Source organism: Vibrio sp. Y176, from assembly GCF_033438945.1.
In genome coordinates, this window is sequence record NZ_JAWOQS010000002.1 from 398,962 (window position 1) to 420,712 (window position 21,751).

General features: G+C 42.6%; 13 protein-coding genes. 11 read left to right on the forward strand and 2 right to left on the reverse strand.

The features are described from left to right. The first annotated feature begins 122 nt into the window (after positions 1 to 122). The 6 genes from R7O13_RS06015 to R7O13_RS06040 all read left to right on the forward strand — a co-directional run bounded on the left by R7O13_RS06015 (position 123) and on the right by R7O13_RS06040 (position 9,269). A complete protein-coding gene (locus R7O13_RS06015) occupies positions 123 to 1,067 on the forward strand; it encodes an iron ABC transporter permease (RefSeq protein WP_047101759.1) in 945 nt (314 codons plus the stop codon). Then, complete coding sequence (locus R7O13_RS06020) at positions 1,064 to 2,017, forward strand: iron chelate uptake ABC transporter family permease subunit (RefSeq protein ID WP_047101760.1); 954 nt, start codon at positions 1,064 to 1,066, stop codon at positions 2,015 to 2,017. The genes R7O13_RS06015 and R7O13_RS06020 overlap by 4 nt, the downstream gene beginning before the upstream one ends. Positions 2,018 to 2,070: 53 nt before the next feature. Next, positions 2,071 to 3,036 carry a siderophore ABC transporter substrate-binding protein gene (locus R7O13_RS06025; protein WP_318303281.1) on the forward strand — a complete coding sequence of 322 codons (966 nt, stop codon included), beginning with the start codon at positions 2,071 to 2,073 and terminating at the stop codon, positions 3,034 to 3,036. Between the two features lie 94 nt (positions 3,037 to 3,130). Next, a complete protein-coding gene (locus R7O13_RS06030; protein WP_115386763.1) occupies positions 3,131 to 5,311 on the forward strand; it encodes a TonB-dependent receptor in 2,181 nt (726 codons plus the stop codon). A gap of 74 nt (positions 5,312 to 5,385) precedes the next feature. Then, positions 5,386 to 8,514 (forward strand): amino acid adenylation domain-containing protein, encoded by a 3,129-nt coding sequence (locus R7O13_RS06035; RefSeq protein ID WP_318303284.1) that lies wholly within the window; start codon positions 5,386 to 5,388, stop codon positions 8,512 to 8,514. Then, positions 8,511 to 9,269, forward strand: coding sequence for a thioesterase II family protein (locus R7O13_RS06040; protein WP_235429172.1), 759 nt, complete (start codon positions 8,511 to 8,513; stop codon positions 9,267 to 9,269). Before R7O13_RS06035 ends, R7O13_RS06040 begins: the two co-directional genes overlap by 4 nt. 89 nt (positions 9,270 to 9,358) lie before the next feature. Here R7O13_RS06040 and angU read toward each other — a convergent pair whose 3' ends face one another. After that, on the reverse strand, positions 9,359 to 10,684 hold the full coding sequence (gene angU / locus R7O13_RS06045; RefSeq protein ID WP_047101766.1) for an anguibactin biosynthesis histamine N-monooxygenase AngU: 1,326 nt from the start codon (positions 10,682 to 10,684) through the stop codon (positions 9,359 to 9,361). 145 nt (positions 10,685 to 10,829) lie between these two features. After that, entirely contained in the window at positions 10,830 to 13,694 is a 2,865-nt protein-coding gene (locus R7O13_RS06050; RefSeq protein WP_213885200.1) for a condensation domain-containing protein, read from the reverse strand. Positions 13,695 to 14,362: 668 nt separating this feature from the next. Between R7O13_RS06050 and R7O13_RS06055 the strand changes: the two genes are divergently transcribed. The 5 genes from R7O13_RS06055 (at position 14,363) to R7O13_RS06075 (ending at position 21,739) form a co-directional block, all read left to right on the forward strand. Then, the gene (locus tag R7O13_RS06055) at positions 14,363 to 15,523 is read left to right on the forward strand and encodes a histidine decarboxylase (protein ID WP_318303286.1); all 1,161 of its coding nucleotides are present in this window, start codon (positions 14,363 to 14,365) and stop codon (positions 15,521 to 15,523) included. A 119-nt stretch (positions 15,524 to 15,642) separates the two neighbouring features. Beyond that, positions 15,643 to 17,253 carry an ATP-binding cassette domain-containing protein gene (locus R7O13_RS06060; RefSeq protein WP_115386765.1) on the forward strand — a complete coding sequence of 537 codons (1,611 nt, stop codon included), beginning with the start codon at positions 15,643 to 15,645 and terminating at the stop codon, positions 17,251 to 17,253. Continuing rightward, on the forward strand, positions 17,250 to 18,923 hold the full coding sequence (locus R7O13_RS06065) for an ATP-binding cassette domain-containing protein (RefSeq protein ID WP_258497808.1): 1,674 nt from the start codon (positions 17,250 to 17,252) through the stop codon (positions 18,921 to 18,923). The genes R7O13_RS06060 and R7O13_RS06065 overlap by 4 nt, the downstream gene beginning before the upstream one ends. A 156-nt stretch (positions 18,924 to 19,079) precedes the next feature. Next, on the forward strand, positions 19,080 to 20,156 hold the full coding sequence (locus R7O13_RS06070; RefSeq protein WP_047101776.1) for a 3-deoxy-7-phosphoheptulonate synthase: 1,077 nt from the start codon (positions 19,080 to 19,082) through the stop codon (positions 20,154 to 20,156). Between the two features lie 395 nt (positions 20,157 to 20,551). After that, complete coding sequence (locus tag R7O13_RS06075) at positions 20,552 to 21,739, forward strand: isochorismate synthase (RefSeq protein ID WP_318303534.1); 1,188 nt, start codon at positions 20,552 to 20,554, stop codon at positions 21,737 to 21,739. Positions 21,740 to 21,751 lie beyond the last annotated feature (12 nt).

Sequence of the window (21,751 nt, forward strand, 5' to 3'; positions counted from 1 at the left end):
GATTTATTGAAATTGGACTTCATCTCAGTAAAAAGTATCCATTATGCGTATTCCTCCCCACTTTTATTCCAACTAGAAACTAATTGCAACTCTTTGCCTTTTTGTTTCGGGGCACGTTTTTCATGAATACTCGGATAATTATCACATTTACTTTATTGTGCTTAACTTCAATTTTCGTCGGCGCAAACCAACTAGATTGGTCGTTATTGCTGACCATGGATGACAAAGCTTGGCTACCGATTACTGCTAGCAGATTACCAAGGCTAATCGCACTAATTCTTACCGGATCTGGTCTCGCAATATGTGGTGTTATTCTTCAACATATTGTTAGAAATCGTTTTGTTGAGCCGGGCACCACAGGCGGTATCGATGCGGCAAAGCTCGGTATTTTGGTATCTATCGTCATGCTTCCATCCTCAGACAAGCTTGAACGTATGCTCTTCGCCGTACTATTTTGCTTCGCCGCTGGCCTTATCTACATTGCCATCGTACGAAAAATTAAATTCAGTAACTCTGCGTTAATACCTGTGATTGGGCTTATGTTTGGTAGTGTACTAAGTGCCATAGCGGAGTTTTATGCTTATCAAAACAACATCTTACAGAGTATGTCCGGTTGGTTAATGGGAGATCTCTCCAAAGTGGTCCAAGAACACTATGAAATAATTTTCTTGATTTTACCCATCACCCTACTGACTTACTTATATGCACATAAGTTTACTGTGATGGGAATGGGCGAAGATGTTGCGTCCAACTTAGGAATTAATATTGCGTTCACTGCCGCCTTGGGTCTAATGCTAGTTTCCGTGACAGTTGCTATAACAGTGGTGACCGTAGGTGCCATTCATTTTATCGGTTTAGTCATACCTAACCTAGTCGCACTAAAATATGGCGATCACCTTAAAAATACCCTACCAATCGTTGCACTAGGCGGCGCTTCGTTACTTATTTTTTGCGATGTCATAGGCAGAGTTGTTGCCTTTCCTTTTGAAGTCCCAATTGGATTAACAGCCAGTGCTATCGGGGGAGTCATGTTTCTTGTGTTTCTTTTGAAAGGAGCACGAGTATGAGATCACATTACTCAAACATGCGAGTGAGCATTATACTCGTTTGCATACTATCTATCGCCTTTATCTTTACAAGCTCTGGGTGGGATTTTGATTACGTCATCCCCAAGAGACTGATTAAACTTGGTGCCATAGTTATTGGGGGCAGCTGCGTGGCCATCTCTGCTGTTATTTTCCAAGCTTTGGCTGGTAATCGTATTCTTACGCCATCCATTATGGGATATGAGTCGGTTTATCTGGTTTGGCAAACCCTACTCTTATTACTAGCGGGCACTTCTGGCATCGCTACATTAGGCGTTGTCGGTAATTTCGCTGTCTCTGCAATACTCATTCTGTTGTATTCCTTAGCGATTCAATCTTGGGTACTCAATAGATTTAAACATGACATGCACCAAGTTCTGCTGATTGGCTTTGTTTTGACAATGGTGCTGACAACTCTTGCTCAATTTATCCAGCTCAGAATAAGCCCTGGAGAATTCTCTATCCTTCAAGGATTCAGCTATACCTCGTTTGAGCGAGCGAAACCTTCTACGTTACTTTTTTCCAGTATTGCGTTAAGCGTTTTGGCACTCTTTGCTAACAGATGGTCACGCGAGCTAGATGTGATAGGTCTAGGTCGAGACCAAGCGATGTCATTAGGACTAAATGATAAGCAATATGTACCAAAGTTCTTTGCTGTAATCGCCATTTTGGTAGCAATTTCGACGAGCTTGATTGGCCCAACGGCTTTTATGGGAATTTTTATTGCCAATATTGCTTATTCCATTACTAGCGCACCGAACTACAGACACATATTGCTCGTTGCTTGTGCTATTGCAATTGTCATGTTCTTGTCTGGTCAACTTCTGGTAGAGCACTTATTTAACTTTAAAACCACCGTCTCTATTTTGGTGAATGTCCTTTGTGGGGGATATTTCCTAGCCATCACGATAAGAGCAAGAAGCCAAATATGAAAACTGTTACTCGCCTGTTTAAAGGCAACTCACTGACAAAAAGGAAATACCCCATGTTTAAGAGCCCCCTACGTTTGAGTATCGTGCTTGCTTGCTGCGCTCTAGGAACCTTATCAGGTTGCGAGCCAATAACTAAAATTGAAGATACTCAGCCATTAGAAAAGCTCATCGTGATTGAACACAATCTCGGAGCAACTACTATTTCTCATCGCCCTCAACGAGTGGCAGCATTAGATATGAACGAAGTGGACTTTTTAGATCAGCTAAATGTTCCAATCTCAGGAATGGTGAAAGACTTTGTTCCTCACTTTCTAGCGAAATACAAAGACACACCTGAGATAGCGGATCTTGGTGCGATAGTTCAGCCTAATATGGAAAAGATCTATGCCCTAAAACCAGATCTCGTATTGATGACTCCGCTACATGCTAATCAGTATGAAGAACTCTCTCAACTCGCTCCGACTTTACATTTTGACATCAGCTACCGTAATAGTCGTGACCATCACGTCGATACCATTAAGAAACACCTTGTAGAGCTTGGTGAGATCTTTGAAAAGCAAGAGCTAGCCCAACAGAAAGTTGCCGAAATCGATGCAAAAGTCGCAGAAGTGCGCGCTGTTACGAAAGAGCGTTCAGAAAAAGCTTTGGTTGTCATGCATAACAATGGTGCTTTCAGCTCATTTGGCGTTGAGTCTCGTTATGGCTTCGTTTTCGATGTTCTGGGGGTAAAAGCAGCGAGTGAAAAAGTGGAGACAGGTTTGCATGGTCAGCCAATTTCTAGCGAGTTCATTAGCCAAGCTGATCCAGACATTCTTTACATCATTGATCGAACAGCAGTAATGGAAGGAAAGCCTGTCATTGATGCGGAACACTTAGCAAACCCGCTACTCCGTCAAACCAAAGCATGGAAAAACGACAACGTCGTTTTTGTTGATGCCGATGCTTGGTACATCACTTCAGCAAGCATCACATCTCTGAAAATCATAATTGATGACATCCTAAAAGGTTACCAAAGCTAAATCTAATAACAATGAGTTGGATCTTAAGTAATTCAACACTCAACCGACGTCAGAACGGATGTGAGCTAGCCCAAACAAAGAAAAGGAATCTATAATGACTCATGACTATCATCAGATAGCGATGGACTCTTCACAGAAAAACAAACCAAGCCCGTGTCATATCGCCCTCTTTATTTCACTTCAATTTAGTACTTTTGTCGTACCAATTAGTATCGCTCAAGCTGAAGAAGTCGTAGATGAATCAATGACAGTTTATGGTGAAGCAAACAGAGTTTATGCCGCTGGCAAAGTTTCTCACGCGAGTAATATGGGAATGCTTGGCGACAAAAACTTCATGGAAACGCCTTTCAATACGATTGGATACACAGAAAAACACATTCAAGACCAACAAGCACGCGATATCTCAGATGTAATCTCAGCTTCTGATCCCTCTGTTTTCACCAGCGGTGAAACCGGCTTAAACAAAGAAAGTTTCAAAGTAAGAGGTTTCAACTCAGACATTAGCGACGTTATGTTTAATGGATTGTATGGTATCGCTCCTTATTACCGAACCTCTCCTGAAATGTATCAACGTATTGATGTACTTAAAGGTCCTGCTTCTTTGCTCAACGGTATGCCACCGAATGGATCTGTTGGTGGCACCATCAACTTAGTGACAAAAAGAGCACAAGAAACACCAATCACATCTTTCACCGGCAGCTACTTATCGGACACTCAATTCGGAGGACATATCGATATTGGACGTCGCTTTGGTACAAATGAAGAATTTGGTATTCGTTTCAACGGTGCATTTAAAGATGGAGACACCGCGATAAACAACCAAAGCAACAAAACTCAACTTGCATCATTAAGCCTTGATTGGCGTAATGACATTGCTTTCCTTGAAGCAGATTTTTACTACAGTACAGAGCGAGTTGAAGGTGCAAACCGTGGGTTAAGCATCGCTTCTGGTCTCAAAATCCCATCACCTCCTCCATCTGACACATTATTGACGCCAAGTTGGGCCTACAATAATAGCGAAGATAAAGGGATGATGATTCGCGGGGAGCTAAACGTTAGTGACTCTGTAACTGTATACAGCGCATTGGGTGGTAGCCGTACAGATTTTCATTCAAATGTACCGCAACGAATCAAAATCATCGATAACGAGGGTAACCTAGAGGTATCTCTCGGATCAGTTAAGCTTGAGAACAAACGAACTTCAGGTGAGATAGGTGTTCGTAGCAACTTTGACATTGGCCCAGTAGAACACCACCTTGTACTGAATAGTACTTACTTTAGAGAAGATAAAAATGATTCTCCAACAGGTAATAATAATCCAGCCCCTTGGAACTCGAATATTTATGATCCTGTTTGGGGACCAGAAAATTCAGTTTACGACAACTACTATGGTTTACCTGTCGATTCAACTCAGGTCAGCTATGGCATTGCCGATACGTTATCTTTTGTTGATGGGAAATATCAAATCACGCTCGGCTTGCGTTACCAGAGCATTGATTATGAATCTGGAATAATAATGAACGGAATGTCGCTTCCTACCACCAAGTTTAAGGAAAGTACTTACACTCCCGCACTTGCAGCATTATACAAAGTTTCGAGCTCAGTTTCGCTTTATGGTAACTACACCGAAGGCTTAACGAATGGGAAAACAGCAGGCTCTAGCGCCGCAAACGCAGGAGAGGCTTTTGAACCCCAAAAAACCAAACAGACTGAAGCAGGCGTGAAGCTTGACCTGGACGGCTTTGCTCATACGTTCAGTTTATTTGAGATTAAAAAGCCAAATGGGTACCAAGATCCGGATACCAACATTTTTTCTTTCGGTGGTGAACAGCGCAATCGCGGTATTGAATGGGGGTTCTACGGCACACTATCAAAGGACTATACGCTCATCGGTGGTATCGCCTATACAGATGCAGAGATTACAAAAGCAACAGATGTGACAGAGGAGGGGAAACAAGCAACTAAGCTACCCGATTTACAAGCTAAACTCGCATTAGAATGGAACCTCCCTGCGATGCGTGATCTCACGCTTATCGGCCAAGCGAACTATATGTCTGAACAGTACATTGATGCACAAAACACTCAGGCATTACCTGCACAGACTATTCTTGATCTTGGCGCACGCTACAACTCAAAAATTGCTGAAACAAGCGTGGTTTGGCGCCTTAGCGTAAACAATGTACTGGATGAAGATTACTGGACAACCACCCACTATGCGGACCTAGCTCTAGGCGCACCACGCACAGTGATGCTGTCAGCTACTGCGGATTTCTAATCCCTCTCACCGCCCCCTTAGGCTTCCATCTTAGGGGGTTCACTCCTCCACTTGGCTATTTACGAGAATTCACAATGAACCAAAGCAAGTATTTATCTCCTAGCAATAACACAATATTGCCCTTAACTTCTTATCAAAGCTGGCAGTTATCGACCCAAAGGCAACGTAGTGAACAGCAAGCCATCACCAACTTTATCTATCAAGAATTCGAATACAATGATACATCAAAGGAAGCACTAGAACGTTGTCTCGTAACACTTATAAACCATCACCCTATGCTGCATGCCAGAGTCAGTGATGATTTTTACTTACATATTGCTAAAAATAACTACACTAAAGCGTTCAATGTGAACGAGTTAAGCGAGGTATCGGAAGAAGAAATAGAAAAGCAACTGGCACTTACTCGTACCGCGCTAATCAAAAGTAATTCACAAGCGATTCTCTGCATCTCAATTAGTCTATTGCCACTAAATAGAATTCGGCTTCATGCTCGCTTCAACTCTGTCGTTGTTGATACGCAAAGTGTTTCGATATTTTTTGAACAACTGGATCAAATGTTAGCAGGAAACCTACCCTCATTTTCCTGCCAAACAGAAGCTCTCACTGCACATCACGATTTGGTCACTAGCGAGTTAACAAGCATGACTTTTAGTTCTTCCGAATGGGAAGAACATATATTAAAACTACCTAAGTCCGTAAACCTCCCAACAGTTTGTGAACCAGACAAATTGTCTGAGACAGGCATAAGCAGACGAACTGTGAGTATTCCGTCTGAAAAGTGGCAACAGCTAGCAACAAGAAGCAAAAATCATAGCGTAACACCAGAGCTAACGCTGGCGACCATTTTTGCTGCAGTTTTATCTCAATGGGGGCATCAAGAGACTTTCATGTTAAGGTTTGATACTAGCCCCAAAAATAGAACAAAGGGGATTATCGGCCAATTCACGCAGCCTCTACTTGCCAACTTATCTGGTTTCGGTCATAGTTTTCTTTCTCTTGTTCGAGAAAACCAAAAACACTTCAAACACACGTACCCTCGTCAACTGAAACCTATTTTTTCACTTGTTCATCAGCTATCTCGGCTTTCAGACGCTCATCGCGCCCCCGCCAATATCGCTTTCTCTAGCCAGCTTACAGAAACCAATCGAAGAGAGTTGTGGGGGTGCCGCCAATCAGCCAATACTTGGCTATCGTTACATGCGGAGTTAAAGAAAGACGAACTTGTTCTGTATTGGGATAGCCATGATGCATTATTCCCAAAAAATATGATCCAAGAAATGTTGGTTAGCTACACAGGTCTCCTTGACTCTCTCAGTCAAAGAGACAGTGATTGGACACACTCCCTACCAATCTTGCTACCAGAAAATCAAATTTCTACTCGTAATGCGTTCAACTCATCTGAAGCCCACAAATTGCCAGAAGGCTTACTTCATCATGGTTTTTGGAAAAACGTTGAGACCTTCCCAAACGCAATAGCGGTTATTCATGGTCATGAGTCTCTCAGCTATCAGACTTTAGCAAGCTATGCGCAAAGCTGCGCAGGGGCGCTAGCAAAGGCTGGAGTTGCACCTGGGGATAGGGTTGCTGTGAGTATGAACAAAGGAGTCGGCCAAATCGTCGCTGTATTAGGCATATTATACGCTGGTGCTGTTTATGTGCCAGTTTCACTCGATCAGCCACAAGAAAGGCGCGAGGGTATTTACCAATGCGCTGGTATAAACGTAGTTCTTACAGATAAGTCTGATGCAAAGGACTCAATGCTATCTAGCCAATTATCGTATTTAGATTGGCAAGCAACAATTAAGAGCATACCAATGACCGCTTCACCAGAAATTGAGCCGAATAAGCCTGCTTATATTATCTATACCTCAGGCTCAACTGGCACACCGAAGGGAGTTGTCATCTCTCACCAAGGCGCCCTAAATACCTGTATAGCCCTCAATCAGCGTTACCAAATCAATAGCAATGATCGAGTATTAGCTCTTTCTGCTCTCCATTTTGATCTCTCTGTATATGACATTTTTGGTCTACTCTCTGCCGGAGGTGCAATAGTACTAGTGAATGAGTCTGAAAGAAGAGACCCAAGAGCTTGGTGTCGAGTCATAGAGAAGAATAACGTCACCATGTGGAACAGCGTACCTGCACTTTTCGATATGTTATTGACTTATGCGTCTAGCTTTAGGTCCTCTGCGCCTTCTGAACTGCGCTTAACAATGCTTTCTGGAGATTGGATCGGATTAGACTTACCAGACCGCTATCGTCAGTATCGACCTGACGGGAAATTTATCGCGATGGGAGGAGCCACTGAAGCATCAATATGGTCGAATGTCTTTGATGTCCAACATGTACCACCAGAATGGCGTTCTATTCCTTATGGCTACCCTCTTCCGCGACAACAATATCGTGTAGTTGATGACTTCGGACGCGATTGCCCAGATTGGGTTGCTGGAGAACTTTGGATTGGTGGAGATGGCGTCGCTCTTGGTTATTTTGACGATAAGCTAAAAACTCAAGCGCAGTTTTTACATATTGATGGCTGTGCTTGGTATAGAACTGGGGACATGGGTTGTTATTGGCCTGATGGCACCCTTGAGTTTTTGGGACGCAGAGATAAACAGGTAAAAATAGGTGGATATCGAATTGAACTGGGTGAAATCGAAGTTGCACTCAACAACATTCCCCAAGTACAACGTGCGATCGCCATCGCTGTAGGTAAGCAAGATAAGACTCTCGCAGCATTTATCGTCCTTGATCCTGAACAAGAAAACGCCAAGCGACTAGACACAAATGAAGTACAAAACCTACTGAGCGATCAACTACCTAACTATATGATTCCTCAAAGAATAGTGTTTCTAGACGCATTGCCGTTAACGGCAAACGGCAAAGTCGACCACAAAACTCTCTCTCAAATGACAAGCCGTAAAAAGAACAAATCGTCTGCTGTAGATCAACCACTTGTCACATCCAGTGAACATAAGTTAGCCGAAATTTGGCGCAAGGTACTCGGCGTGCATGAGTTCTGCAAGTCGAGTGATTTTTTCCAAATGGGAGGAGACGCCTACGCAGCAATTGAAGTACTTAAACATTGCCACCAAGCGGGTTATCCAATCAAATTATCTGTATTGTATCGCTATCCTTCGCTTGAAACTCTCGCTCTCATTATGGATAAGTGTAAATCAACAACGCCTCAAGGAATTTCATGATGAGTCCATTAATCGCGATTGCTTCTTCTGGCACGCATCAGGATACACACTATATTGTTTGCCCCTTTGCAGGCGGTGGCAGTGGCAGCTTTAGGGCTTGGCGGAATCTGAATCTATCCAAAGAATCCGTATCAATCATGCTTTACCCTGGCAGAGAAACCAGAATTGATGACGCTACTCTTGAAAGTATCGAATCATTAGCCGAAGAAATGGTTCAAGCCCTGTTGGCAAGCCGTATCCCCATAGAAAACACAATCATTGTTGGTCACAGTATGGGAGCGCAAGTCGCTTACGAGGCAAGCAGAAAACTCTTGCTCCAAGGTCACTCCCCTAGAGGTCTTATCATCTCTGGTTGCCAAGCACCTCATATTAAAGGTCGAAGACTACTCGGCGAATGTGATGATACAACCTTCATTACTAATCTAATCGAAATGGGAGGATGCGATATAAGTCTTGCTGATAACCCGCAATGGTGGCCAATATTTCTTCCTGCTTTACGAGCAGACTTTACCGCCACAGAGCAGTATCTTTTTTCATCACCACCACATAGAGATGCGCGGCTTTTTGTCCCCACTCTTTTGGTTTCGGGAGATAAAGATCAAGAAGCCTACTATTCAGAAGTGGAGGAATGGAAGCTTTGGTGCAATAACGTGATTGAGCATCTTGTTGTCAAAGGAGGCCATTTCTATGTTACTGAGCACCCAGAAATGATGCTTGATTGTTTGAGAGCCTTATCAATTGAAGTTGCAGAGTAATAGTTTACTTAACCAACTGGTCATCTTTAAGGTGGCCCATAAAGAGGACCTGCGTTTAAAATGCATGTCCTCTTTTTTGTCAAAGATCGCTAGTTTGCCACTGGAGTACCATAAGTCTGGAAAGCAGATTTTTCTGGCAGTCGATAAACGTTCTGCCCCAAAGCTTGGTTTACGATTGAAGCATTTCTGTATGCGCCAATACCTAGATCTGGTCCACCAACACCATGTTGGAAAGTCTCCGGGTTTTGAACAAAGACACGTCCAATACCTTGGTCACAACGCTGAGCAACAAAGTTAGGCTCAACTATCAAATCACCATATTCATCAGTGGCTAGCACCAAGCCTTTTAACTCGTCCAGCCATTTAGGCCACTGATGCGCATACCCAGTTGCACAAATAACTGCATTAGTATCAAGAGAAAAAGCTCGGTCTTGCTGTGATTGATAACACCTCACTTTGATTGACTGAGAGCGTTCGGTTACTTCGACCTCATTTACTTGGCTATTAGAGTACAAGCTTAATCCAGGCTCATGACCTCCAATGGATCGCTCATACAGAAGATCAAAAATCTCTGCGATAGTGTATCCACTTATGCCTTTATAGAGCTGCCCCTGCCCTTCAACGATTTGACGACGTTTTTCGCGAGAAAGAGTTTGAAAGTAGTCCATATATGCTGGTGTAAAGCACTCTTGTCCCAACTTAGACGCTTCCATGGGATGGAAACCAGCAGAACGAGTGACCCAGTTAATCCTTACTCCGGCATCAATTTGCTCAGGACTTAAATCACGATATAAGTTGAGTACGCATTCCGCGGCACTTTGCCCAGATCCTACTACCGTAACACTATTAAACTTTGCTAATTGCTCACGCATATGAGCAAACTCCGCAGAGTGTTGAATCAAAGTATGATTTGCATTTTTGGCCCAATTGGGCAACCAAGGAACAGTTCCAACACCTATCGCTAAATCTCGACTATACCTCGTCCTAACTTGCCCGCTGTTCAATTGACTTTGAATTACAAAACACTCGTGCTCTTCTGAGTATCTTACATCCACCACATTTTCACCATATGAGCAGTTTTCTAGCTGTCCTGCGGCCCATTGGCAATAATGGTTGTATTCGCTCCGTGGAACAAGAAAAGTTTCATAATAGTAAAACTGGTACAAGCGATCGTGTTGCTTAAGATAGTTTAAGTAACTCAGAGGATGAGTGGGATCTGCCATAGTGACAAGGTCGGCCAAAAAAGGAACTTGTAAGGTCGCTCCTGGAAGCAACATACCACTATGCCAATTAAACTCTTGCCTGCGCTCAATAAACTCAACGTCGAGCTCAGAATGATGAGAGCTCAAAGCGGCAAGCCCTAGGTTAAATGGCCCTATGCCAACACCAACGATATCTTTTATTGTTATATTCACTTTTTCTCCTTGATATGAGATAAAAATATTCTAACGTTCTAAAAACCTAAGCAGCAGGCTCAACTAGGTTCTTCTTACTAGTCTCCATCTTTCTTTGGTAAACTCATTTCACGTCTATAATTGAACAAAACGATCAGAGCGCAGCCTACAATCCTTGTTGCAGAGCGAGTGCTGTTACATCGTTTGCGTCTTTGCAACGTATGAGCTGCTTCACTGGCAACTCCACCGGCAAGGCTTTTTTTAGTTCGTTACTGATCTCTTTTAGATGATTAGGCCGAAGTCCCAACTGAGCGAAAAGCATATTTTCATCGATATCGTCGTCTGCTTTCCGACCAATAACTCTGCAGTAGATATCAAAAATAATCTGCTTTGTTGAATCAACAGTACTGGCTTCCTTGGGAGGTGAGTCCAATAGTTCTATGACTCTTGATTCATCAGGTGATAATTGTTTATTCAATACGACTTCAAATTTAGAAGTTTGAATCATGTGATTAAAAATCATGTCAATACGATCCAATATCAGTTTCACTAACTCATCCACAACCGCTTCACTGGCATAATCGATACTAAACATGATTGAGCCCCCTGCCTGTGCGACAAAGCGTACGTCGATAGCTACTTGGGGAGTTTGTGTTAAACCACGCTGAAGTGTCATCGGTGCATTGTCACTTAACGCAGGCCAAGACAAACCATTGGTGATGACGATAGGAAGTGTCGGCCCTGGCCTGCATCTATCAAATAACGTACGCGCTAAATCCACACCAGAAAATGAGAGGTGCTCTAGGCCTTCTAACATATCTGCTTGCAATGCCTGTGCTCGTTGAAGAAATTCGTTTTGACTAGTATCCCACTGCAAAGCAATAAAAGTCGATTCACTTGCATAAGATGTACTTATCATCGGTGATACTGGAACGGCCACACACAGCTTGCCATCACTGACAAGAGAAGACAGTGCTTCCATCGCAGCTGACATCATCACCGTATTCTTGTATAACCCGTGTTTCCCGCCTACTCGGACTAGCTTTTCCATTGTATCTTTACCAATTTCGAGACTCTGCCTCTTATATCTAGACGAAGAGATCGACTCGAGCGATTTATGCCAAGGGAAGCGCATTATCCCTTCAACAGTAGACAGTTTATTCATCCAATATTTTTCGTCCTTGGCGCGTTGAGTTATCACGTCTTCACCGTTAGGTTCATTATCAATGCGGGGAATGGATGGTGCCTCTCCCTCAAATAGTTCCACCAACAAAGATGCGATAGAGCGAGCATCAAGAATCAATGCATCAAAACGAGCAAAAACGTGAGTTTTAGCGTCAGGGAGAGTAAAAGTCGTGATATTCCATAACGGCTGTTCTAAATCAAAGATTTCATGGCTATATCTATATCTAAAACGTCCCAGTTCCTCCTCCACCATATCTGTTTTCAACTGACTTAAATCCACATGATTTAAGTTAAGTTGTGGGCATTTACTTACACGTAACTTGAGTGACTTGCTATCAATAAACTTCCTTAGGCTTGGATAGTTGGCCACCATTTTCGACAATCGACGACGAATACACACTGCTGAAAGCACACCTCGGTACTCCAACATCTCTTGCATTGCAACGCCTCCAAGAGGCATTTGTGTCGTCCTACCTAGTAAATAGGCTCGCTGCATCGGGGTCAGCTCTGCTGTTAAACACGTTTGGCAAATCAGTTTCGTTTGTAAGTTTTCCAACGGGGCAACCAATAAGCTCGGGTCAGAAATAACACTTTTCGTCAAAGCGACAAAGTGCTCGAACATCGGCGACGTCCATTCCTTTGGCAAGGCTTCGTGCCGAACATCCCAATTGATCATGATACCGCCATCAATACTCACAACCTGGGAGTCAAGCGCGACTTGAGAGCCTTGCGAAATAGTCCAGTTCATCTTGCCAAAATGCTTGTGGACTCGACGGGAGAATAGGTCACCACTAGGTAAATCAATTGCCGATGTAAAAACGATCGGTGCAAGCTGCGCACTGCCATGATGTACCGAAAGATCTCGCATTACATTCACACCATCATAACGACTATGCCCAAGTAGCGACGACATTTTAATAGCGACTAGGTGGCAAAAATCAATGAGAGTTTTAGAACCATTCATATCTACACTGAGAACGACAAAATTAACGAAGTCCCCTACTAAATCATTTGTGCCTTCAACAATTGGGGGACGCCAAAATGTAGGGACGTTAATTCTAAACGCGGTATCTCCGGTTGCTTTACCTAATGCTCTTGCAAACAAACCCAGCATCAGATTTGCGGGTGTTATCAAGTGTTGTCGGGCAACAGATAAAAGAGCTTTTCGCTGCTCAGGTTCAAGCCGAGCTGAATAATGATGGCTTTCAAATTGACTGGGATTGTAGTCTGGTAGTGGCAATGAAGGCGCTGGAGCAATACTTGCTAACTGAGATTTCCACCACTGCCTATCAGCCTTTCGTTGTAACTTTAGGTCTGGATCGGTTTTCGCTAAATCATGCCAAGTGAAAAAGGTCAAATGATCGATGAATTTTAAAGGAACGCCCTCGTAAAGCTTTGCAAAATCTTCAATTAAAATACGACAGCTATCTGGGTCTATAGCAATCATATCGGTATCGATATGTAATCGAAATGCACCATCTGATAGTAAACTCACGGAGAACTTTGCCGCTTGACCTTGAGTCAAATCAAGCATCTGATGGGCCCACTTATCTCTCTTACGACTCAATGCTTGATTCTGCTCATCTTTAGATAGCAGGCTAAAGTCGTCGATTTCTAACAGGCTATGGTTGGGCACATCTACGATAGAACCAAGGCCGAATTCATCAACTTTAAGTCTTAGCATTTCATGTCTGTGGTACAAACTTACTAGAGCTAAATTGAGCTTCTCTAAGTTGATGTTCTCGCCATCGAATTCGGTGTAAAGGTGGGATGCAACACCGCCAAGTTTGGCATTAGCTTCTCTTCCAAACCAACATGCGGCCTGCATTGGTGTTAAATCACTCATCAGCTTTCACTTTGTTGACAATTCATCGGTTAGGTGCCATTATTTTGCAAACGATAATCATTTGCAACAAAAAGCTTATTATTATTAATTAGATAAATTAAAAACGTTACTTGAGGCTATCTCTCAAGCAAAGCTAAAACAATAAGAATTTGGTCAATGTGACATAAGATGCAACGTTTATATAAACACATTGACTTTAAATAATTGGGAAGTGTCGACGCCAGTTTGTATCCGTAACGTCAACCATCCTCTGTTCGCTAAGACTTTTTCTCATACAACGAAACCGCTGTTGGTTATCTTGAAAAACTTACTTCTAAAGACAAAACGTAGCTCAACGGAAAAATTTGAAATATCAGAAAAATACTCGAAAAATATAATAATTCTTTGAAGGCCATTTACATTTCTATCAAAGAAAATAATAACAGAAAGTAATATAAAAACCGAAAAAATGATGGTATTAGACTGAAATTTTTCAAACTAAATACTAACTTTAAATAGTTTCAAGCTTAGACACATGAAACAACTAAGCTCCAAGTATTACCCGGTAGACAGTTTTAAAAATAAAATAGAGAAGGATTCTACTCAGGGTACGAATTACTCACAAAGTGTAAGTGTACATGGTAGTGACCTGTACCTTAGCCCATTAAAAAGACTCAACAGGCAACGTAATGAAACTATCCAATGAAGATCTAGATAGGCTCAATGAATTCTGGCTATACTGCATGGAAAATCAATACTTTAATGTAGGCTATCCTGAATCTGCAAGTTTTGATTACTCGATACTAGACAAGTTCATGAAATTCTCCATTAATAACTGTGGTGATTGGAGGGAAGAGAGTAATTACAAACTCAATTCATTTGAATTTGAGAAAGATGTGATACGTTTTTTTTCCCAACTATTTAAGATATCTCATCAAGAAAGCTGGGGGTATATCTCAAATGGAGGCACTGAAGGCAACTTATTTTCATGTTATTTAGCTCGCGAGCTATTTCCAACCGGCTATATTTATTATTCTGAAGAAACACATTACTCGGTCGATAAGATCGCTAAATTACTCAATATTAAATCTAGAAAAATCCCTTCATTGTCCAATGGGGAGATAGATTATCATCAACTTGTCAAACGAATAAAAAAAGACAAACAGAATAACCCTATTATTTTTGCCAATATAGGAACCACTATGCGTGGTGCAACAGATGATATTAAGCGCATTCAGCACGATATCGCAGCAATAGGTTTAGAGAGAGAGAACTACTATATTCACGCAGATGCCGCATTAAGTGGAATGATCATGCCATTTGTTGAAAAACCACATCCCCACTCCTTTGAAGATGGTATTGATTCAATCAGCGTCTCTGGCCATAAGATGATAGGCTCCCCGATCCCATGTGGAATCGTGCTTGCCAAGCGGCATATGGTTGATCAGATTTCAGTCGAGGTTGATTACATTTCTTCACGCGATCAAACCATCAGCGGCTCAAGAAACGGTCATAGTGCCCTATTCATGTGGACTGCAATCAAAAGTCATTCATTTTCAGACTGGCAAGACAAAGTACAGCTTTGCTTAGACATGGCTGCATATACAGTGCAGCGCTTCCAAGAAGCAGGGATAAATGCTTGGCGTAACAAAAATTCCAATACTGTTGTATTTCCTTGCCCATCAGAGCCCATCTGGCGAAAGCACTCATTAGCTAATTCTGGTGATGTCGCTCATATTATCACCATGCCACATCTAGATAGTACAGAGAAACTTGACACGTTGATTGAAGACGTCATTTTCGATCTGCTACCTGACTATGGCATTCGCAACGCCTGCGGCCAAAATTAGTTCAAAACATAATCCATCAACGTCCACTTCCATAGGCTTTATATGAAAAACGATAAGAGCTCAATATGCTCTACCACGTTCTCCTTATTTTCGCTTGATTGGCTAAGTAAGGTGACAAGATGATAAGTAAAATCAGCCAACATTACGTTACGCCTAGCTTAATGCCAGCCTTAAAGCCATCGATTAAAAAGCTTGCTTTGGGAACGTTTTGTGAAGTACTTGCCGCTGTGGCAAAAGTTGGTGCACTGCTATGTTTGATAAACCTTATCGATAGATTTGCAAACCAATGGATTTACGGTGCCATAGGACTTTGGGCGGCTAGCGCACTTGCCTCATCAGTGGGCTCGTGGTTAGTTCATGATGCCGAGTCGCAGTTTTCCACTCGATTACGTCGCCAAGTTGCTCAGCACTTGACGCGCTTGCCAAGCAAGACCATCTCTCAATATGGTGATAATCAACTGCGTCGCATAGTTTCCGAAGACATCAACACGCTTCACCACATGGTTGCGCATTTGCCTTCAGAACTCGTGACATTCATTGTAGTACCCGCAACTTCTATTTTTATCATGTTGAATCTCACAGGTCCGGTAGCGATGCTTACTCTGCTCCCTGGCCTAATTGCATCATTGTACTACCTACTCTTTTTACCTAGGTTCGCCGCTAAACATGGCACAGAGCGCATGACAATAATGGGTGATATCGTTACCGCAGTAAACGACTACACAAGAGGTATCCGAGTAAATCGAATTTACGGCACGCAAGCAGGAGCACTCGACAGCTATAATGATGCCACAAGACGCTTTACTCACGGCATAGTGAAATGGGTTGGTAGCGTTGCCCTTCCAGCTGCAATTGCTACAGCATTACTTCAAGCGGTTTCGACTTTCGCAATTGCCTATACCATTGGCTATGAATTAAGTCCCGTGGCAATGGCGTCGCTATTCTTTTTTGGTTTGGCCGTCGTATCACCCGCACTGAAGCTTGGCCATGGATTGGACTACGTTAACGCAGGAAAGAATGCTGCAAAGAACATCAGCGACTTTTTACAGCAACCACAAATAGAAAGTGGCAGTTTGAGCGCGGGAGAAAAACCGCTATCACTACAAGCATCAAATATCGTAGTGGCTAATGGAACTGTTAATATTATTGATAACTTCTCCCACAACTTCCCACGGGGTTCATTTACAGCCATCATGGGGCCTAGCGGAGCAGGCAAAAGTACGTTACTACGTCTATTAGCAGGTCAAGAAACACCTCTTTCAGGCTTCGTTACCTTAGGAGGCCATCAACTGTCTAAACTCTCTGAGATATCCCGATACTCCGCCATACGCTATGTACCTCAAGATATCGGTGTACTCAAAACTACCATTAGGCAGAATTTGAAACTATCAACGCCAAGTTCAAGTGACGACGAGCTGAACCAAGCACTGCAACAAGCTCAATTAAAGATTGACCTCAATTCTGATGCAAGCGTGCTTTCAGGAGGCGAGCAACAACGTGTCGCAATAGCTAACACATTTCTAACTCAAGCCAACGTTCTATTACTGGATGAACCAACCAGTGCTCTCGATAAAAATACGGCCTTCACTGTGATCAGAAATCTCGCGAAGTTTGCTAAAGCACAAGACAAGATATTGATCATAATTACTCACGACTCAGAACTCGCGAAACTTGCAGACACTACATTGATGCTCAACAGAAAGGCTCAACGACAGGATGAAGAAGTATGACGGCTCACAATACCCTCTATTCCAATTCGACAATTCCACAAAGTGCAAAGCACCGTCTATATCGAGTCGCTATAGGTTGGGGACTAGTTGCATTATTTGAGGCAACGGCTTACACATTTCTTGCAATATCTATTGTCGAACAAGCTCCACCAATGAACGTCATAATAGCTGCTGTTCTAACTGTGATAGTTACCGTTATTGTAACTCGTTCTGGATTTCTCTCTGGTGCGAAACTGGCTGGGGATCTTTATTCATCAGTAGGTCATTCGCTCAGTAAAGCAAAGTTAGCTTGGTTTAATGATCAGCATAGAACTCAGCTCACTCAACTAGCAGAACGAGGAATACCTGGCTTTATGGCCATTCCTGCTCATCAGCTACAAACATTTTTACACGCTCCAATGTTACCCATATTTTTAGTTATCGGTATCGGGGTTGTTGGAGGAGGTGAGATCGCACTACTCAGTGCCGTATTGTTACTAGTTGCAGTGCTCGTTCAGTACAAGGCGCAAAGATACCTAAGTCGCTCAGATAGCGACCGACATGACGCAGAGCTTCAAGCGACTAAATCAACACTTGAACTCATAGATCACCTTGAGTTACTTCGCTCAACAGCGGGGCCTGAGCGCTCAATCGAGCGTATTGAACAGAGTTGGCACGCACAAGAAGAAGCTCATTCAACCATTAATCGTAACGCTTCTATCGCAACCTTAGTATCAGGATTGGCAACGATTTTACCCCTTGCAGGTATCGCCATCTATCTCGTCTTAGAGCCGATTACTCAACCCTTATTAGTCTTGGCTTTATTGATATTGATTACCCGTGCAGCTGCACCTTTGGGTGAACTCGCGTTGGCAGGCTTTGCGATTAACGACGTAAAATCCTCAGTTAAAAATTACGCTCAGTTAACGAATGTCCCTGTTCTGCCTGAGCCTAATCCTCAATTTGCAACCTCCCCCAAAAACCATAAGTTCGAACTGAACCTTGTGGGCCATTTAGATCTCTTTGAAGATGCTAGCACGGAGATCAAACAAGGTGATACCGTCGTCATCAATGGAGTCAGTGGCAGTGGCAAAAGCACTTTACTGGGCCTGTTTCTAAGGTTTGATGATCCTGACCAAGGTCTTATTTCGCTCGGAGGGATAGATCTAAAGAATATCCCTTATGATGTGCTCACCCAGCATATAGCCTATGTTGCTCAAGATCCGGTCATTTATACTGGCACATTGGCGGATAACATTCGGTTAGGTAATCCCAATGCAAGTGATTATGAAGTTGAGAGCTTTGCAAGACACGCACAATTGGACGAACTTATTGACTCATCTCCTAAAAGAATACATCAAACAGTAGGACAAAGAGGCTCAGGGTTGTCAGGAGGTGAAAGACAGAGAGTCGCAATTGCGCGAGCTCTCATTAAAAAGGCGCCAATCCTCATTTTCGACGAAGCGACGGCAGCATTAGACGAAGCAACCGAAAAAAGTATTGCTCAACATATTCAAACATTGAACTCGACCGTGATTATTGTGACGCATAGCGATCAGAATATATGGTCGCCGACATTGGAACTCACAATTGAGAACGGAAGAGTCAAGGTTAAAAAGAACTGTGCCACTTCCTTAACAAGCAAAGATACATCGGCATACCAGGGGCTAAGTATAGCCATCGACACCTAAACATCCCAAAAATCAAAATCATTATAACGCTCCCCAACACTTATAGAGTTTATCTCTCGGGATTGATGCTGCTCTCCGCTCAACTATGGAGTCAGCATCATCACGATGAAACCATTTTGACTTTAATAAGTGATTGAAAATTTACGGATAGTACCTATGAATACTCTAAGAAACGTCATTAACATAAAGTCAGCGGCAACTTTACCAAGCCTAAAAAAAATATTAAATAAAACAAACTGTAGTCTACAGCTCCAAGAGTTCATCACTACGCAAAGGCAAGAGATTACCAATATTCTTTCTGGTGGCGATACTAGGCTGCTCGTTATCATGGGACCATGCTCAATACACGATCCGGTAGCCGCAATAGAATACGCACATCGATTAGCTGAAGAACAAAAACGCTATCAAAGCAGCTTGAAGCTTGTCATGCGCACCTATTTTGAAAAACCTAGGACTCGAGGTGGATGGAAAGGTTTTATTGTCGACCCAGATCTCAATGGTGATTTTAATTTGCATAAGGGTATTAATCAAAGTCGCAAACTTATGCAGTCAATTCTTGAGCTTGGAGTGCCAACTGCGCATGAGTTTCTCGATCCGAATATCGCACACTACATAGCAGACTTAGTGTGCTGGGGAGCCATTGGAGCTCGTACAACCGAATCGCAACCTCATCGGCAATTAGCTTCGGGGCTACTGTGTCCTATTGGCTTCAAAAACGGAACCGATGGAAATATAGACATATCAATAGATGCGATACATACGGCACAAGATTGCCATTCAGTGATTGCACAAACCTCTGACAACCAAACAATAGCAATAAAAACTCGGGGCAACAACAATTGCCATGTCATACTTCGCGGAGGGACTACTCCGAACTATTCCACTCAACATATAAAGCAGACCTCTTTTCAACTTACGCGTAGCAAACTTCCACTTAAACTAGTGGTTGACTGTAGTCATGGAAACAGTGAAAAGATAGCAAAAAACCAATTGGTAGTAGTGAAGGACATCGCCAACCAGATCTCATTGGGTGAAACAAATATCGCGGGGGTCATGTGCGAAAGCTTCTTGGTGGGAGGCAATCAAACAATCGATGCTGATCTGCTCACTTACGGACAGTCCATAACAGATGAGTGCTTAAGCTGGCAGGATTCTTTACTGTTTCTAGAGCACTTAAATAACGCTGTATTACAACATAAAAGTTCTCATTTAACCAAAACTGAACACTCCTAAATTCAATTAACTATTTGCAACGTGTTAATAGTACAAATAGTTATTGATTGGCTTGTTTCATACACAAACGCTGCCCGTAAATCCCCCCATGTAACCAAATGCAAACGATATAATTATTGTTAAAATAAGGACGATAATGCTATGCAAGGACAGAATGATAACAATTATCATTTGATATTGATTATCAATATCAATTATACTTCTTCCTGTTCATTTACTTAAGTAGTTGCTCCCTAATTCTATTTGGCAAAGACACCCAATCTGCATTGTCATGACTATTGGGCAATAGCCTCACTCCTAATCAAATATTCCTCTATTAGAGGAACACTTGTTCTAATAAAGGCAATTAGAGGTACAAGTTGATGACTTCCATTACATTAGTGAATTAATAAGGACTGTTTATGAAACGAGAAGTAGTAGGCTTTTCCAAAATGGCCAACGAGATGTTGGATAAAGAACTCAAAAATTCCCCGTTCTTTTTCTCATCTCCACAAAACTCGATGCTTTGTGTCGGTATCAAAACAAGCTTGACTCGCGCCATACCTTTCTCGAAACTGGCAAGCACCGCTGAAGAATTACTAGAAAGAGCTAAAACACCAGAAAACGACAACCCGGTGTTATTTGCTACCGTTCCATTCGATGAAAATACACCTACCCGACTTTGCATTCCTAAAACGCTTTATGTTTCAAGCAGTAACCGCGGCCAGAACAATGATAAAAGTGCACCACAAATAGCAAAAGTCGTCTCACCACCAACTGGGGATGAGTATAAAAATGGCGTTTCACATTTACTTGAGCTTTTTAACACCACTGAGCTGTCAAAAGTTGTGCTTTCTCGCTCGGTGAAAATAACTACCAATAAAAACATTAACCCATGTTCGCTTATACGTAACTTACTGTCCATAAACACCGACGGCTATACGTTTTGCTCCCAAATATCGGAGAGTTCTAAACTGATGGGCGCAAGCCCTGAGTTACTTGTCTCTAAAAAAGGGCATCACGTGGTGTCCAATCCGCTAGCGGGATCGCGACCTAAATCGTCTTGCGAGATCGAAAATAAAGCAGCATATGCTTCTTTGTTAGATACACAGAAAGATCTCAATGAACACAGCTTCGTGGTTGAAGAAGTAGAAAAGGTACTTAACCAGTATTGTCACAACCTATACACCCCTATGGTTCCCTCTGTAATCGAAACAGAAACCATGCTGCACTTGTCTACTCTGCTACAAGGGCAAGCTAACGAACCTAATGTCAACTCGTTAAAAATCGCCGCGGACCTCCATCCAACTCCAGCGGTATGCGGATACCCTAGACAAACAGCTTATGCTGCTATCAAAGAAATTGAAAAGTTCGAGCGAGGCTATTTCACTGGAATGGTCGGATGGTGTGATGCAAGAGGTAACGGTGAATGGGTAGTAACTATTCGATGTGCTGAAGTCAGCCAACGAGCTATGTCGCTTTATGCTGGTGCAGGGATAGTTCATGAGTCCTCCCCGCAAAGTGAGCTTGACGAAACTGGCGCCAAGATGAACACCATTTTACGCGCTGCAGGAATACAAGTTGATGACCGACTCACAGTATAAGGGAAGAGGCAA

What these genes read in the sequence shown, in the direction of transcription:
- R7O13_RS06015 (WP_047101759.1), top strand. Translation starts at nt 123, where the DNA reads ATGAATACTCGGATAATTATCACATTTACTTTATTGTGCTTAACTTCA.
- R7O13_RS06020 (WP_047101760.1), top strand. Translation starts at nt 1,064, where the DNA reads ATGAGATCACATTACTCAAACATGCGAGTGAGCATTATACTCGTTTGC.
- R7O13_RS06025 (WP_318303281.1), top strand. Translation starts at nt 2,071, where the DNA reads ATGTTTAAGAGCCCCCTACGTTTGAGTATCGTGCTTGCTTGCTGCGCT.
- R7O13_RS06030 (WP_115386763.1), top strand. Translation starts at nt 3,131, where the DNA reads ATGACTCATGACTATCATCAGATAGCGATGGACTCTTCACAGAAAAAC.
- R7O13_RS06035 (WP_318303284.1), top strand. Translation starts at nt 5,386, where the DNA reads ATGAACCAAAGCAAGTATTTATCTCCTAGCAATAACACAATATTGCCC.
- R7O13_RS06040 (WP_235429172.1), top strand. Translation starts at nt 8,511, where the DNA reads ATGATGAGTCCATTAATCGCGATTGCTTCTTCTGGCACGCATCAGGAT.
- R7O13_RS06050 (WP_213885200.1), bottom strand. Translation starts at nt 13,694, where the DNA reads ATGAGTGATTTAACACCAATGCAGGCCGCATGTTGGTTTGGAAGAGAA.
- R7O13_RS06055 (WP_318303286.1), top strand. Translation starts at nt 14,363, where the DNA reads ATGAAACTATCCAATGAAGATCTAGATAGGCTCAATGAATTCTGGCTA.
- R7O13_RS06060 (WP_115386765.1), top strand. Translation starts at nt 15,643, where the DNA reads ATGATAAGTAAAATCAGCCAACATTACGTTACGCCTAGCTTAATGCCA.
- R7O13_RS06065 (WP_258497808.1), top strand. Translation starts at nt 17,250, where the DNA reads ATGACGGCTCACAATACCCTCTATTCCAATTCGACAATTCCACAAAGT.
- R7O13_RS06070 (WP_047101776.1), top strand. Translation starts at nt 19,080, where the DNA reads ATGAATACTCTAAGAAACGTCATTAACATAAAGTCAGCGGCAACTTTA.